A 16,282-nucleotide genomic window follows, 5' to 3' on the forward strand; every position below is an offset into this window, starting at 1 on the left:
ATTATACGCTTATTTAGAATGGATATAAAGAATTAGCGAAAACGATGGAAACCTCTGCCTCCAAAGGATTTATATTTAAAAATGTGAACATAAAATGCCATTTTTGGGAGTAGTGCCAGCCGGAGTTTTACTATCACTCTTTAAGCTTACACACGCCTTCCAAAAATGGCATTTTTCAGATTATTTTATAATCAGGTCTTGAGAACCTGTAGCAGAATTTAATTTGATTTCCACTTTGTACTCCCCTTTAGGGATATAAACTTTTCCGGAAGCAGGTTTCTCTTTTGCCTGTTTCTCTTCCGGAAGCTTTTTAGCTGCAGCTTCAGAAATAGTCAGGTCATACTCTACAGTATTGAATCCTTTTTCAACTTCTGCTTCAAATTCCCGAAGCACCAGCCCTTCTTTAGTTTTTACAGTCACTTTAGCTTTTCCTGCAGCGGCACTGTAAAACACGAATTCTGTTTTTGGCATGTATGGATCCATCCATTTGCTGTAGCTGTTGCCCCAACGTGGTGAGAACCGTACTTCAGCAATTGGAGCTACCCATATTTTCTTATCCAGGTCTTCAGGTTTCATGTCTGAGATCGGGCTAATATCAGCACGATAAATAGAACGACCATGCGTCCCGACCACCAGCTGTTTTTCCCTTTTTTGGATCCTCAGATCATGAACCGGAACCTCAGGTAATCCGGTACTGAAGGCTGCCCAGGAATTTCCACGGTCCATAGAGACGTACAAACCATTATCGGTTCCCAGGTACAATACTTGCTCATTATTAGGATCTTCTCTTATCACGTTCACAGGAGATAATGGAAGATTCCCTGAGATATCTTTCCAGGTCTTTCCTTTATCTTCAGAAACATACACATAAGGTTTGAAATCATCCCATCGGTAACCATTAAGGGTCAAATACACCCTGTCTTTTTCAAATTCAGAGGCAATCACCCTGGAAACCCAAAGGTCCTTAGGAAGGGAGTCGCTGATCTTCGTCCAGCTGCCCCCGCCATCAGTAGTAACATGAACCAAACCATCGTCGCTCCCGGCGTATATCAATCCAAACTGGAACGGAGATTCACTAATGCTAGTGAGCGTTCCGTAGGGAACATTACCCGGTTTTCCGCCTTCAGTAAGATCATCAGAAATGGCAGTCCAGGTATTCCCCTGGTCCATACTCCGCATGAGTTTATTGCCTCCCAGGTACAGAATATCCTGGTTGTGCGGAGAAAGTAAAATAGGTGTTTGCCAGTTGAAACGATAAGGTCTTTCGCCCAATTCGTGCTTCGGCTGAATATAAGTACGCTCGCCCGTCTCCCTGTTGATCCTGAAATAAGTTCCAAACTGGAAGCCTGTGTAAACTATGTCTGAATTTCTGTTGTCGATCTCTACCTGCATTCCGTCGCCACCCATTAATCGTTTAAAAGGATAATCTCCATTGGCCTGCCAGGAAGCGTTTTCTTCATTGAGATGTGGCCCTACCCACACTCCGTTATCCTGTAACCCACCATACACATTGTATGGTTTTTCATTGTCAACATTGACTGAGTAGAATTGTCCCACAGCCGGATTGTTGTTAAGGATCCAGTTCTCCCCGTCATCATAAGAGATATTCACTCCGCCGTCATTTCCATCAATGAGGTGACCAGGCATATTAGGATCGATCCATAAAGCATGATGATCTGCATGTACATTTTCAGCATCTATGGAAACAAAAGTCTTTCCGCCATCTTTAGATTTCAAAATAGGCACCCCATAAATATAAATGGCCTTATCGTCGTTCGGGTCCACGTGGATCATTCCGAAGTAATATCCATAGCTGTAATACACATCATCCAGGTAATCGTCGTGAGTTTTCTTCCAGGTCTTTCCGCCATCGGTACTTTTATAAACCTGAGCTCCTATCACCGGAGTATCGAAAAGGTCTTCATTGGCGTTCCCAAGATAAAGGGCCAGGTCTGCCGGTTTTATTTCGTCGTCCTTCACCATTTCCCTGACCTTCTTTGCTGAATATTTTTCCGGAAAATCATTGTCTTTCAGAAATTTCCCAAGCTCTTCTTCGGAAAGTTTCAAAAATGCAGCTTTTGACATGTCCTGAAAATCCTCTTTTTGGAGCCCTTCCTTTTTCTCCTCTTTTTCTTTTTCCCGATGCGCCTGATTATCAAGAACAGCGTAAATAGTTTCAGCATTAAAAGCAGAAAGGCCTATCCGTCCTACTCCCTCGCCGGTTGGAAATCCGGAAGCCGGAGTAGAAACCTTTTCCCAGCTTTTACCGGCGTCTGTACTTTTATAGATCCCGCTACTTTCTCCGGAACCTTTAAAATCCCATGCTTTTCGCTCCCGCTCCCAGGCAGCAGCATACATGGTATTAAAATCATTAGGCGCCACTGAAATATCTATGATTCCTGTTTGTGGATCAATGAACAAGGTTTTCTCCCAGGTCTTTCCGCCGTCTGTTGTTCTGAAGACCCCACGTTCTTCATTTTCGGAATAAAGATGACCCAAAACACCTACCACGACTTCATCAGGATTATTTGGGTTTATAAGTATCCTGCTGATGTGATGTGAATCTGGCAATCCCATGAACTGCCATGACTCTCCTTTATCATCAGATCTTAAAAGGCCTATCCCCGCATAGCTGGACCTGGAAGCATTCACTTCCCCGGTTCCGGCCCAAATTGTTCCGTTCTTCCAGTCTACCGCAATATCACCAAGATTAAGAGTCGGTGCATTGTCCATTACCGGAGTAAAGGTGGTTCCGTTATTATTGGTGTACCAGAGTCCGCCGGTAGCGTAAGCCACATAAAATTCTGTAGAATTCTCCGGATTTACCGCAAAATCAACCACACGTCCACTCATAATGGTGGGTCCAATGTTCTGGAGAGGAAGATTTTTTACGTCGGAAGTTTTCTTAAGTTGATCTTTCTGTTCGACTGCTTTTTTTACGGCTTCGCCAGAAGTTGCAGGTTGCTGCGGGAAGGAGATCTGAATTCCCAGTAGCAGAAATAGAAATGAGAGTAGTGTTTTTTTCATTTTGTTGGATATATGTGCCTGAAATTAGGAAAAAGCATCAGTTTGACAAAGTTTTTTCCCGCAATACAGCCTATTGCTTTTAAATCTTTTAATTTTGGGGAAATCGAAAAATCAGACCGATGAAATACAATCCGATCGACCGCAATTTATTTATAAAAAACCGCCGGAATTTTACGGCTCACATGAAGCCGAATAGCCTGGCAGTCTTTAATTCCAATGACATTTATCCTATTGGTGCAGACAGCACCATGCCTTTTCAACAGGCAAGAGATCTATTCTACCTGAGTGGAGTGGACCAGGACAAGAGCATACTTGTTTTGTTTCCTGATGCCCCTTCGGAAGAGCACCGGGAAATGCTGTTTCTAACAGAGACCAATGAGCATATAGCCGTATGGGAAGGTGAGAAATTAACCAAAGAGAAAGCCTTCGAAGTCTCAGGTATCAAAAATGTGTTTTGGCTTAAAGATTTTGAAAAGGTCTTTTTTGAGGTAATGACCCAGTGCGATACCGTTTATTTGAACACAAACGAACATTACCGCGCCAATGTAGAGACCGAAACCCGAGAAGCCCGCTTCATCAAGTGGTGTAAAAAGAACTTCCCGGCGCACCAGGTGGCCAAAAGCAACCCAATTCTTCAGAGGTTGCGTTCAGTCAAAGATCCTATTGAACTGGATCTTATGCAAACAGCCTGTGATATTACTGAAAAAGCCTTCCGCAGAGTTTTAAAATTCGTAAAACCGGGAGTTTGGGAATACGAGATAGAAGCTGAATACTGGCACGAAATGATCAGAAACCGTTCCAAAGGTTTTGCCTATACACCGATCATTGCCAGTGGAAACAATGCCAATGTATTGCATTACATTGAAAACAATCAGCAGTGTAAGGAAGGTGAACTGGTGCTTTTGGATACCGGGGCTGAATATGCAAATTACGCCAGTGACCTTTCGAGAACCATCCCTGTTTCAGGAAAATATACCAAACGTCAAAAGGAAGTTTACAACGCAGTGAACCGGGTGAAGAACGACGCGACAAAAATGCTTGTTCCTGGAACCATGTGGAAAGAATACCACAAGGAGGTAGGTAAATTAATGACCTCCGAATTATTGGGACTCGGTCTTCTTGATAAAGCAGATGTACAGAACGAGAATCCGGACTGGCCGGCTTACAAGAAATATTTCATGCATGGTACTTCTCACAATATTGGTCTCGATACGCATGACTACGGACTTCTTTATGAGCCTATGAAAGCGAATATGGTCTTTACCGTAGAGCCGGGTATTTACATTCCTGATGAAGGTTTCGGAATTCGCCTCGAAGATGATGTGGTAATTCAGGAAAAGGGAGAGCCTTTCAACCTGATGCGCAACATCCCTATTGAAGCAGATGAAATTGAAGACATCATGAACTCGTAAAAAGGAGTTCCTTTTTTACCCTTTTTGAAGCCGCAGTTCATGATCTCTTATGATCCTGAATTAGCGGCTTCTTTGTATTAATCTAACCTATGGAAATAACTTTTAAGGACACTAAAATTTATTACACCAGCCATGGAAGTGGACAACCCCTGGTGCTGTTGCACGGTTTCCTGGAATCTCACTTAATCTGGAAAGATTTTATTCCTGATTTCTCTAAATATGGGCAAGTAATCACCATTGACCTGCCGGGGCATGGCAATTCGGGATGTATAGGCGAGGTACATTCCATGGAACTTATGGCAGAAGCTGTTCATGACGTACTTGAGGAATTGCAGATCCAAAAAAGCAATTTTATCGGACATTCCATGGGAGGTTATGTTACTCTGGCCTTCGCCGAAAAATATCCGGAAATGGTCCAGGATCTAATGCTTCTGAATTCTACTCCCGCAGCAGATTCCGAAGAAAAAAAAATCAATCGTGACCGCTCTGTAGAAGTTGTTCAGAAAAATAAGAAAGCTTATATCAGCATGGCTATTTCAAATCTTTTGCCACCCGAGAACGATAAAAAATTTTCAGAAGAGGTGCAGGAATTAAAAGACCGGGCCTATAGATCTGCCACAAAGGGAATTACGGCAGCATTAAAGGGAATGAAAGAACGAAAGGACCGGACAAATGTCCTGAAGAACTTCAAACGGCATAAAGTTATAGTTGCCGGAAAAAGGGATCCCATCATGGATTGGGAAAAAATTAAAGCCCTCGCAGCGCAGTGTGGCTGCGACTTTTTCAGCTTTTCAGGGGGGCATTTATCCTACATAGAAAATAAAAATGAATTTTTTAAGTTATGTATTTCATCGATTAAATAGTGTTTTTTGTCGATAATATAACAAAATTTTATACTTTTAAACACCTAACCCTACAAAATCAATGAGATATGGAAAAGAAACCCTCCAGCTTTCTGTTCTCTGTTGGTAGATTGATCTGCTACTTTTTTGGTCATCACCTGCAGGTGACGCACAAAATTACAGACCACATTTTTGAATATCGCTGCACGCGCTGCGCTCTGGAAATGACCGACACAACGCAAGGAACGCTTGCGAGGCTCACTCCCAGGTTCAAAGAGACCAATGAACTGGTCGCTAAGATCTACCGAAGAAAATGTTCCAGAAAAGTGCTTTCTAAGGCTTCTTAATCTTCTTTCCCCATCGCATTCCAGCCGCGGGCTATCAATTCGATCTTCTGATTGGCCCTGGTGATCAAATGCATCCTTTCGTTTTCTTCAGTCATATGCCCAATAATAGTGAAATTAGGGTTGCCTTTTATTTTATCAAAATCTGACTGAGCTACTGTAAACAGCAGTTCGTAATCTTCTCCACCATTCAGTGCAATTGTGGTACTGTCAAGTTGAAACTCTTCACATACCGATATAACGGCAGGATCTAACGGAATTTTTTCCTCGTAGAGATTTACCCCTGTTTTTGAATTTTTGCACAAGTGGATTGTTTCCGAAGAAAGGCCGTCACTTATATCGATCATGGATGTTGGCTTAAGGTCCAGAGCTTTAAAAAGTCCGGGGATATCTCTTCGGGCTTCGGGTTTAAGTTGCCGTTCTACCAGGTAGGTATAAGGTTCCAGGTCTGGCTGGGACTGAGGATTTACTTTAAAGACCTGTTTTTCACGTTCCAAAACCTGCAGCCCCATGTAAGCTGCTCCAAGGTCGCCGGTCACCACCAGCAGATCATTGACCTTCGCGCCACTTCTGTATACAATATCCTCTTTTTTGGCACTTCCCAAAGCAGTGATGCTGATGATCAATCCGGAAGTAGAAGAGGAGGTATCACCTCCAACTACGTCAACATTGTAGATCTTTGCCGCAAGAGCAATTCCTGAATACAATTCTTCAAGCGCTTCTACCGGAAAACGGTTAGAAACTGCGAACGATACCGTTATTTGCTCCGGAGTGGCATTCATCGCATACACATCTGACAAATTGACCATTACTGCCTTGTAACCCAAATGTTTCAGCGGCATATAAGAAAGGTCAAAATGTACACCTTCCACGAGTAGGTCTGTAGTTACAACAGTTTGTAGGTCTTTATGATCTATTACTGCAGCATCATCGCCTATTCCTTTCACTGTAGATTCCCTGTTTATCGGGAAACCCGATGTAAGGTGGTCTATGAGTCCAAACTCTCCATATTCAGATAAACTGGTTCTGCTTTCTTCACTATTCTGAAACATATTCTGCTGTGTTTAATGAGTGCAAAATTAAAGCTTATAAAATCAAATCAAGAGAGTTCTTCCAAAAATCAGGAAGTTTGGTCTGCCTTTTGCTCAAACTTATGCGAAGAAAAACAAATGTATTTGACAATCAATTTTTTAGCCTGCAAACGACCTTTTTAGAAATGGCCTTAATTAATAGCAACTGCTGATACTTGCATACCATTTTCTAATGCGTTTTAGCATGGTTAAACATATTGTTTGTATTATATTTGCACGTAATTTAGAATTAATCTTTATAAGAATATGATAAAGGTAAGCGAGAGTGCCAAAAAACGTATCTCAGACCTCATGAAAGACGATGGTTACGACGCTTTGCGCGACTTTGTGAGAGTAGGTGTAAAAAGCGGAGGATGCTCCGGACTTTCCTATGAACTGAAGTTCGATAATTCCCAGAGCGAAGGCGATAAATTGATTGAAGACAATGGCATCAGGATCATTGTTGACAAAAAGAGCGTCCTGTATCTGGCCGGCACTATTTTAGAATACTCGGGTGGATTGAACGGAAAAGGTTTTGTGTTCAACAACCCCAACGCTCAGCGCACCTGTGGTTGTGGAGAAAGTTTTTCCCTGTAACACTTCGGAAGGAGCATTTTTTAAATGTTTCCATCTAAAAATGGAGTTTTAGGTTCTCCAAAACTTTGATTAAAGAGCAGACGGTAGAGGCCTGAAGCTTGAACCTTAAATTTTGAATTGACAAAACATGGCATATACTGAAGACGATTTAAAAAAGGAACTCGACAATAAGGAGTATAAGTATGGATTTTATACCGATATAGAATCTGACACCTTTCCTGTTGGGCTTAATGAAGATATAGTTCGGGCTATTTCTCTGAAGAAGAATGAGCCGGAATGGATGACTAACTGGCGCCTGGAGGCTTTTAAAGCCTGGAAGGAAATGATTGAGCCGGAGTGGGCCAATGTGCATTACGAAAAACCCAATTTTCAGAACATTTCTTATTACTCGGCTCCCAACAAAAAGCCGAAGTATGATAGTCTGGATGAAGTAGATCCTGAATTGCTGGATACTTTTAAGAGACTTGGTATTTCACTGGACGAGCAAAAGAAACTGGCAGGAGTTGCAGTTGACGTGGTAATGGATTCAGTATCTGTAACCACCACGTTCAAAAAGACACTTGCTGAAAAAGGTATTATTTTCTGTTCTATTTCTGAAGCTATTCAGGAACACCCGGAACTGGTGAAAAAATATATTGGTACGGTTGTACCTCAAAAAGATAATTTTTACGCGGCATTAAATTCCGCAGTATTTAGCGACGGTTCGTTCTGCTATATTCCGAAAGGGGTAAGATGTCCCATGGAACTTTCTACTTATTTCCGAATTAATCAGGCGGGAACTGGACAGTTTGAGAGAACTCTTGTAATTGCCGATGAAGGCAGTTATGTAAGTTATCTCGAAGGTTGTACCGCTCCATCACGTGATGAGAACCAGTTGCACGCAGCAGTGGTGGAACTCATCGCACTTGATAATGCTGAAATTAAATACTCCACTGTACAGAACTGGTTCCCCGGGGACAAGGAAGGTAAAGGAGGAGTTTACAACTTCGTAACAAAACGCGGAATTTGTGAAAAGAATTCCAAGATCAGCTGGACCCAGGTAGAAACCGGATCTGCAGTGACCTGGAAATATCCGTCTTGCATATTGAAAGGGGACAACTCTGTAGGGGAATTTTATTCCATTGCCTTGACCAACAATTATCAGCAGGCAGATACAGGAACCAAAATGATCCACATTGGAAAGAACACCAAGAGTACGATCATTTCAAAGGGTATTTCTGCGGGGCATTCTCAAAACAGCTACCGCGGACTTGTACAGATCAACAGCCGGGCTGACAATGCCAGGAACTTTTCTCAATGTGATTCCCTGTTGATGGGAAATAAATGTGGAGCACATACCTTCCCGTACATTGAAGCAAAGAACAAAACTGCAAAGGTAGAGCACGAGGCGACTACCAGTAAGATCGGGGAAGACCAGATCTTTTACTGCAATCAGCGCGGGATCGATACTGAAAAGGCCATCGCTTTGATCGTTAATGGATTTAGTAAAGAAGTGCTGAATAAACTGCCGATGGAATTCGCGGTGGAGGCACAAAAACTATTAGAAATCTCCCTTGAGGGATCTGTAGGATAAACACGAGATGGGAAAAAAACTATTAGCAGTATTACTTATCGTTTTCACATTTGCCGCCTGCGGGGATGACAGCAAGGAAGAAGAAGTCACGCCGGCAGTCAATGAAGTAGCTCAGGACAGCCTGAAGACAATTGAAGGCGAATTTATTTACCTGGCCGATGCGGCTGTTTTGAAAGGAAAAGATTTCATCTACGGAGTTGAATTGGATTCAGTATCCATGGAACTGGTAGAAAAAGTAGAACCTTTAAAAAGAGATGAATTTGATATGATCCCGGTAGTAGTTAGAGCGAAAATAATTCAGAATCCCGGACCGGAAGGTTGGGATGAACTGGCTCAAATTAGAGAGATCATCAGAATACCGAAGAAAAATGTGGACAGCGCTAAAGTACCTGCCCAAAATAATAATGAAGAGCTAGATTAATAATCTGCACATATACAACACGTTATGCTTAAAATAAAGAATTTACACGCCAAAGTAGAAGGCCTGAAAATATTGAAAGGGATAGACCTGGAGATCAACGCAGGAGAAGTTCATGCTATTATGGGCCCTAACGGATCCGGAAAAAGTACTCTTTCCTCAGTAATTGCGGGAAAAGAAGAATATGAAGTCACCCGTGGGGAGATCATCATGGAAGGCGAAGATCTTACCCAGTTTGATCCTGAAGAAAGAGCTCACAAAGGAGTTTTCCTTTCTTTTCAGTATCCTGTGGAAATTCCGGGAGTGACCGTTACCAACTTCATGAGAACGGTTATCAATGCCAATAGAAAAGCAAAAGGCCTGGAAGATATGCCGGCCAATGAAATGCTGAAGAAGATCAGGGAGAAATCTGAACTTTTGGAAATAGATCGTAAATTCCTTTCGAGGTCTTTGAACGAAGGCTTTTCCGGAGGAGAGAAAAAGAGAAATGAGATCTTTCAAATGGCAATGCTGGAACCGAAACTGGCTATTTTGGATGAGACCGATTCAGGTCTGGATATCGATGCCCTTCGAATTGTTGCCAACGGGGTGAACAAACTGAAGCGACCCGACAATGCTACTTTGGTCATTACCCACTACCAAAGACTACTGGATTATATTATCCCTGACTATGTTCACGTAATGCTGGACGGAAAGATCGTGAAGTCCGGAACCAAAGAACTTGCTTACGAGCTTGAAGAAAAAGGTTACGACTGGATCAAGGAAGAAGTAGGCGCATAATTTCTTCGGAAAATATGCCCGTAATTTTCCCTTTTTGGGAGGACAATATTGAATAACATGGAATTAAAAGATAAATTACTATCCTCTTTTCTGGCTTTTGAAGAGAACGTGAATATGCATTCAGACATTCACGAGATCCGAAGCCGTGCGATAAAGGATTTTGAAGCGAATGGTTTTCCAACCCGTAAGCAGGAAGCCTGGAAATACACTTCGCTCAATAAGATCCTGAAGTACGATTATACCGTATTTCCGAAGAAAGAGGACACTATAGACTACAGGGACGTAGAAAAATATTTCATCGACGAGATCGACACTTACAAGATCGTTTTCATCGACGGGATCTATTCTTCGCATCTTTCAGCCACTACGCATGACAAGATCGATGCCTGCCTGATGTCTTCGGCAATGAACAGTTCAAAGTACAAGCCGGTACTGGATAACTACTTTAACAAAATAGCGCCACAGGAAAGTCTTACTTCCCTGAATACCGCTTTTTCAAGAGAGGGTGCGTACATTCACATTCCGAAGAATACTATGGCAGACAAGCCTATTCAGATCCTGAATTTTTCTACCGGAAATGAATCGGCACTGATGGTGCAGCCCCGCAACCTGATCGTGGTGGAAGAAAACTCACACGTTCAGATCATTGAAAGACATCAAAGCCTGACAGATCACCCGGTATTGACCAATTCGGTAACCGAGATCTATGCCGATAAACGTGCTATTGTTGATTACTATAAGATCCAGAACGATAACCGAACTGCTTCCCTGATCGATAATACCTTTATTGAACAGCATCAGGAAAGTTTTTGCTCTGTGCATACGTTTTCTTTCGGCGGAAATATCACCAGGAATAACCTGAACTTCTACCAAAAAGGAGAAAGAATTGACTCTACCTTGAAGGGAGTAACAGTGATCGAAGGGAAACAGCATGTTGACCACAATACTCTGGTGCACCATAAAGAACCAAATTGCGAGAGCCACCAGGATTATAAAGGAGTTTTCTGTGAAAGCGCTACCGGCGTTTTCAACGGAAAGATCATCGTGGATCAAAAAGCGCAAAAAACGAATGCTTTTCAGGCGAACAATAACATTCTACTGGACGACAAAGCCACGATCAACTCAAAACCTCAGCTGGAGATCTTTGCAGATGACGTGAAATGTAGCCATGGATGTACTATTGGGCAGTTGGATGATGAAGCTTTGTTCTACCTGCGTTCGCGCGGAATTCCGATGAAAGAGGCCAGGGCTTTGCTGATGTATGCCTTCGCCAACAACGTGCTTGAGAGTGTGAAAATTCCGGAGCTAAAGAAAAGGATCAATAAAATAATAGCTGAGAAGCTGGGAGTAAATGTAGGTTACAACCTGTAATCCTCAACCAAAAAGTTTTAGATGAAAGTTGCTGCTGAAAAAGTGAATTTTGATGTTGAATCCATTCGAAAGGATTTTCCTATTCTCTCGAGAACAGTCAATGGAAAACCATTGGTCTACTTCGACAATGCCGCAACTTCTCAGACTCCGCAGCAGGTGATCGATGCTATAACCGATTACTACACACGGTACAATGCGAATATTCATCGCGGAGTTCACACCCTATCTCAAGAAGCCACAGATGCATATGAGCAGGCGCGGATTAAGATCCAGAAGCATTTTAATGCAGCTAAGGCTCACGAAATAATTTTTACCGCAGGAACCACGCACGCAATCAACCTGGTTGCCAATGGTTTTGCTTCCCTTCTGAAAAAAGGTGATGAGATCATTGTTTCTGCACTTGAGCACCACTCCAACATTGTGCCGTGGCAAATGCTCTGCGAGCGCACGGGAGCTGTGTTGAAGGTGATTCCCATGAATGAGGATGGTTCTCTAAAAATGGCAGATTATGAAGCCTTTCTTTCTAAAAAGACCAAACTGGTCTTTGTGAACCACGTCTCCAATGCATTGGGTACTGTAAATCCTATAAAGGAGATCATTGAAAAAGCCCATTCCGTTGATGCGGCCGTTTTGATAGACGGAGCACAGGCCGCTCCACATATCAAAGCAGATGTGCAGGAGCTGGATGCCGACTTCTATGTAGTTTCAGCTCATAAAATGTGTGGACCTACCGGAGTTGGAATGCTCTACGGAAAAGAAAAATGGCTAAAAGAGCTTCCTCCATACCAGGGAGGAGGGGAAATGATCGCCACCGTAACTTTTGAAAAGACCACCTATGCCGATCTGCCCCATAAATTTGAGGCAGGAACACCAAACATTTGTGGCGGAATAGCTTTTGGCGCTGCGTTGGATTATATGAATTCCATAGGCTTTGACAATATAGCTGCCTATGAGCAGGAGCTGTTGGAGTACGCCACTGAGAAACTCCTGGAGATAGAAGACCTAAAGATCTACGGACTTTCAAAAGAAAAAACAGCGGTTATATCTTTTAACATAGGAGAAATTCATCCCTATGATATTGGAACGATAATCGATAAATTGGGGATCGCGGTACGCACCGGGCACCATTGTGCACAGCCGGTAATGGACTTTTATAAGATCCCCGGTACGGTTCGCGCATCTTTTGCCTTTTACAATACTAAAGAGGAAATAGATATTTTTGTTGAAGCCGTGAAAAGGGCAAAAAACATGTTGTCTTAAAAACGCATTTTTGGAGACTCTTGTTTCCGATGATTAAAATCAAAAACTGTGAGTACAATAAAAGAAATACAGAACGAGATCGTAGACGAATTCGAAATGTTCGACGACTGGATGCAGCGTTACGAACATATGATCGAGCTCGGTAAATCTCTTCCACTGATAGAGGAAAAATATAAGACTGAAGATAACCTGATCAAAGGATGTCAAAGCAAGGTGTGGGTTCATGCGGAAATGGAAGACGAAAAACTCATTTTTACAGCCGATAGCGATGCGATCATCACAAAAGGGATTATTGCTATCCTTATCAGGGCTTTTTCAAATCAGCATCCAAAGGATATTATTGATGCTGACACCCAATTCATTGATGAAATAGGACTTAAGGAGCACCTTTCTCCTACCCGTGCAAATGGTTTGGTAAGTATGATCAAGCAGTTGAAAATGTATGCAGTAGCATATCAAACACAGTTAAATTAAAATGGAACACGCAAAAAATTCAGAGGTTTTAGGTGAAAAGATCGTAACGGTCCTCAAGACTATTTATGATCCTGAGATCCCTGTTGATATATACGAATTGGGACTTATCTACGATGTCATGGTAAGCACAGACAATGAGATCAAGGTGCTAATGACCCTCACCACTCCTAACTGTCCCGTGGCAGAATCCCTGCCTATGGAAGTGGAGGAAAAGATAAAATCTATGGACGAGGTAACAGACTGTGAAGTGGAGATCACATTTGACCCGCCTTGGAGTCAGGACCTTATGAGTGAGGAAGCCAAACTCGAACTTGGAATGCTATAAAGAATTGGTATGTCTGAGATCGTAAACAGAGTAGCAAACAGCAAACTGGTAACTATAGATCTGGAGGATTTCTATCCTGCCGGACAAAGAGTTCTTTTTGATATTAAAGACTGGTTATTGGAAGGTTTCGTGCTGCGCGAAAGAGATTTCAGGGCAAAAGCCAAAGAACATGACTGGTCACAGTACCAGGACACTTTTGTGGCTCTCACCTGTTCTACAGATGCAATTATTCCGGGTTGGGCTTACATGCTTTTGAGCACTTATCTTTCTCCCTATGCCCAAAAAATAGTGGTGGGAGATCTTCAACTTTTGGAAACAGTGATTTTTTCCGAAATCATTGAAAAGATGGATCTCAGCGGGTATAGAGACATGCCGGTTATTATCAAAGGCTGTTCAAGAAAACCTGTTCCCGAAAATGCGTATATTCAACTCATTACCAAACTTCAGCCGGTAGCGAAGAGTATCATGTATGGTGAAGCTTGCTCTTCTGTACCTTTATTTAAAAAATAGAGTATGAAGAAATATTTACTATCCCTGTTTTCAGTAGTTTTTTTTGTTGCAAATCTTTCCGCACAGGAAGAAGAAGAAAAAGATCCGGAAGGGTGGAACTCCCAAGGAAAATTCCAGCTTCTTTTTAATCAATCTGCATTCAATGAAGAGTGGAGAGGCGGAGGTACTTCCAGCATTGCAGGAAATCTTTCTTTAGATTACCAGCTAAACTACAGAAAAGGTAGTTTTTCATGGGATAATAAATTGCTGGCGAACTATGGACTTACCAAACAGAACGGCGATGAGTTCACGAGAAAGACCAGTGACCGCCTTGAACTTAATTCCATTGCCGGGAAAGAACTAAATGATTCGAACTGGTATTATTCGTTCTTCACCAATTTCAGAACACAGCTCACGAAGGGTTACGTGTATTCGGAAAACAAAGAAACGGGAGAAACTTTACGAACCGAAACCACTCATTTTCTTTCTCCTGCCTTTTTGCAGTTTGGTCCCGGAATGATGTGGAAAAAGAATGAAAATCTTATTATTAATATTGCACCTGCAACAGCACGTTTCATTCTTGTTGATGATGCCTTTACCACAACTCCCGGATATAAGGACGGCAGTTACTACGGAGTAGATCAGGGGAAATCTTCCAGATTTGAATTAGGAGCTTCCATCTCTGGGTACGCTCTATGGGAAATTGTGGAAAATGTGAAAATGGAAAATACCCTGAACCTGTACTCGAATTACCTGGAAAATCCGGAAAATGTAGATATCGACTACCTGATGAACCTGGAAATGAGCATCAACAAATTTCTCACTGCCAACCTGATCTTCCAGGCCATTTATGATGATAATACCATTGGAGCATTCCAGATAAGGGAGGTTTTTGGCGCAGGATTTAACTACACCTTCTGATCCCTTTAAGTTAAAAAGCTGATTTTCGCACCTGGTATCTTTTGGATATCATTTGCGTAACTTTGCATGGATTCTCAAACCAATTTATGTTAGAAAAGAACGATTTAGAATACGAAAAAGTTGTTTTGGTCGGGATCGTCACCCGGGAACAGGATGAAGAAAAGCTGAAGGAGTATCTTGACGAACTGGAATTTCTCACCTATACAGCCGGAGGAGAAGTTGTAAGACGCTATTCTCAGAAAATGGACAGACCAGATCCAAAGACTTTCATTGGCTCCGGAAAAATGGAAGAAGTCCGCAACTTTGTGCAGGAAAATGAAATCGGAACTGTCATTTTTGATGATGAACTTTCTCCTGCCCAACAAAAGAATATTGAAAGGATCCTTGATTGCAAGGTACTTGACAGAACCAATCTCATACTTGACATTTTTGCCCAACGGGCTACTACCAGTTACGCTCGTACCCAGGTAGAACTGGCACAATACCAGTATTTACTTCCAAGGCTGGCCGGGATGTGGACTCACCTTGAAAGACAGCGAGGAGGTATCGGGATGCGCGGACCGGGGGAAACAGAAATTGAAACTGACCGCCGAATCGTGCGGGACAAGATCTCCCTTCTCAAGAAGAAACTGGAGACGATAGACAGGCAAATGGAAGTGCAACGCGGAAATCGCGGGCAGCTGGTCCGGGTCGCTCTTGTGGGTTACACGAATGTTGGGAAATCAACCCTCATGAACGTGATAAGTAAAAGTAAGGTGTTCGCGGAAAATAAGCTTTTTGCCACCCTTGATACTACCGTGCGAAAAGTGGTAATTAGGAACCTTCCTTTTTTACTAACTGATACGGTTGGATTCATAAGAAAGTTACCCACGCAGCTAGTGGAGTCCTTTAAGTCTACCCTTGATGAAGTTAGGGAAGCCGACTTGTTACTGCATGTAGTGGATATTTCACATCCGAATTTTGAAGAACACATTGCTTCGGTAAACCAGATCCTCGACGAGATAAAAAGTGCAGACAAGCCAACCATCATGGTGTTCAATAAAATTGATGCCTATACTCCCGAAGAAATAGATGAAGACGACCTCGTGACCGAAAAAACGACTTCTCACTATACTCTTGCAGAATGGAAAAGGACCTGGATGAATCGTTTGGGTGAAGATGTGCTTTTCATTTCAGCTTTGAACAAGGAAAACCTTGAGGAGTTCAGAAAGAAAGTCTACGAAGCAGTAAGAAAGATACATATCACCCGTTTTCCGTATAACAACTTCCTTTATCCGGAATACGATACTTACGGCGAGGAAGAGTAAGAAAACCTGAAATTATTTTTAGAACAGACCTACCAGGTTTTGAAAACCTGGTAGGTCTTCTTATATCCCGAA

The 16,282-nt window shown here is 42.3% G+C and carries 16 protein-coding genes; 14 read left to right on the forward strand and 2 right to left on the reverse strand.

Annotated elements, in window-relative coordinates:
- Positions 1-180: 180 nt before the first annotated feature.
- Positions 181-3,027, reverse strand: coding sequence for a VPS10 domain-containing protein (locus tag ACNORC_RS01410; protein ID WP_418333794.1), 2,847 nt, complete (start codon positions 3,025-3,027; stop codon positions 181-183).
- Between the two features lie 119 nt (positions 3,028-3,146).
- On the opposite strand from ACNORC_RS01410, the gene ACNORC_RS01415 reads away from it, so the two are divergent.
- From ACNORC_RS01415 to ACNORC_RS01425, 3 genes are all read left to right on the forward strand, one after another.
- Positions 3,147-4,439: an aminopeptidase P N-terminal domain-containing protein gene (locus ACNORC_RS01415; protein ID WP_418333795.1), complete on the forward strand. Its 1,293-nt coding sequence runs from the start codon at positions 3,147-3,149 to the stop codon at positions 4,437-4,439.
- 89 nt (positions 4,440-4,528) lie between these two features.
- A complete protein-coding gene (locus tag ACNORC_RS01420; RefSeq protein ID WP_418333796.1) occupies positions 4,529-5,302 on the forward strand; it encodes an alpha/beta fold hydrolase in 774 nt (257 codons plus the stop codon).
- Between the two features lie 68 nt (positions 5,303-5,370).
- The gene (locus tag ACNORC_RS01425; RefSeq protein WP_418333797.1) at positions 5,371-5,628 is read left to right on the forward strand and encodes a DUF1660 family phage protein; all 258 of its coding nucleotides are present in this window, start codon (positions 5,371-5,373) and stop codon (positions 5,626-5,628) included.
- Here the strand turns inward: ACNORC_RS01425 and thiL are convergent.
- Entirely contained in the window at positions 5,625-6,677 is a 1,053-nt protein-coding gene (thiL, locus tag ACNORC_RS01430) for a thiamine-phosphate kinase (RefSeq protein WP_418333798.1), read from the reverse strand. The genes ACNORC_RS01425 and thiL overlap by 4 nt on opposite strands.
- A 285-nt stretch (positions 6,678-6,962) precedes the next feature.
- On the opposite strand from thiL, the gene ACNORC_RS01435 reads away from it, so the two are divergent.
- The 11 genes from ACNORC_RS01435 (at position 6,963) to hflX (ending at position 16,210) form a co-directional block, all read left to right on the forward strand.
- Entirely contained in the window at positions 6,963-7,292 is a 330-nt protein-coding gene (locus ACNORC_RS01435) for a HesB/IscA family protein (RefSeq protein WP_418333800.1), read from the forward strand.
- A 127-nt stretch (positions 7,293-7,419) separates the two neighbouring features.
- Positions 7,420-8,865: a Fe-S cluster assembly protein SufB gene (gene sufB, locus ACNORC_RS01440; RefSeq protein WP_418333801.1), complete on the forward strand. Its 1,446-nt coding sequence runs from the start codon at positions 7,420-7,422 to the stop codon at positions 8,863-8,865.
- Positions 8,866-8,872: 7 nt separating this feature from the next.
- Positions 8,873-9,286 carry a hypothetical protein gene (locus tag ACNORC_RS01445; RefSeq protein WP_418333802.1) on the forward strand — a complete coding sequence of 138 codons (414 nt, stop codon included), beginning with the start codon at positions 8,873-8,875 and terminating at the stop codon, positions 9,284-9,286.
- Between the two features lie 24 nt (positions 9,287-9,310).
- Positions 9,311-10,063, forward strand: a complete 753-nt coding sequence (sufC, locus tag ACNORC_RS01450; RefSeq protein ID WP_418333803.1) for a Fe-S cluster assembly ATPase SufC — start codon at positions 9,311-9,313, stop codon at positions 10,061-10,063.
- 57 nt (positions 10,064-10,120) lie between these two features.
- Complete coding sequence (gene sufD, locus ACNORC_RS01455) at positions 10,121-11,434, forward strand: Fe-S cluster assembly protein SufD (RefSeq protein WP_418333804.1); 1,314 nt, start codon at positions 10,121-10,123, stop codon at positions 11,432-11,434.
- Between the two features lie 21 nt (positions 11,435-11,455).
- Positions 11,456-12,694 carry an aminotransferase class V-fold PLP-dependent enzyme gene (locus tag ACNORC_RS01460; RefSeq protein ID WP_418333805.1) on the forward strand — a complete coding sequence of 413 codons (1,239 nt, stop codon included), beginning with the start codon at positions 11,456-11,458 and terminating at the stop codon, positions 12,692-12,694.
- Between the two features lie 48 nt (positions 12,695-12,742).
- Positions 12,743-13,168, forward strand: a complete 426-nt coding sequence (locus ACNORC_RS01465; RefSeq protein ID WP_503473623.1) for a SufE family protein — start codon at positions 12,743-12,745, stop codon at positions 13,166-13,168.
- Between the two features lies 1 nt (position 13,169).
- Positions 13,170-13,493 carry an SUF system Fe-S cluster assembly protein gene (locus ACNORC_RS01470; protein WP_418333806.1) on the forward strand — a complete coding sequence of 108 codons (324 nt, stop codon included), beginning with the start codon at positions 13,170-13,172 and terminating at the stop codon, positions 13,491-13,493.
- A 9-nt stretch (positions 13,494-13,502) separates the two neighbouring features.
- Positions 13,503-14,003: a DUF2480 family protein gene (locus tag ACNORC_RS01475; protein ID WP_418333807.1), complete on the forward strand. Its 501-nt coding sequence runs from the start codon at positions 13,503-13,505 to the stop codon at positions 14,001-14,003.
- A gap of 3 nt (positions 14,004-14,006) precedes the next feature.
- Positions 14,007-14,903, forward strand: a complete 897-nt coding sequence (locus ACNORC_RS01480) for a DUF3078 domain-containing protein (RefSeq protein WP_418333808.1) — start codon at positions 14,007-14,009, stop codon at positions 14,901-14,903.
- A gap of 86 nt (positions 14,904-14,989) precedes the next feature.
- Positions 14,990-16,210 carry a GTPase HflX gene (hflX, locus tag ACNORC_RS01485; RefSeq protein ID WP_418333809.1) on the forward strand — a complete coding sequence of 407 codons (1,221 nt, stop codon included), beginning with the start codon at positions 14,990-14,992 and terminating at the stop codon, positions 16,208-16,210.
- The last annotated feature ends 72 nt before the right edge of the window (positions 16,211-16,282 follow it).

It is taken from the genome of Salinimicrobium soli, from assembly GCF_048323655.1.
Lineage (GTDB): Bacteria > Bacteroidota > Bacteroidia > Flavobacteriales > Flavobacteriaceae > Salinimicrobium > Salinimicrobium soli.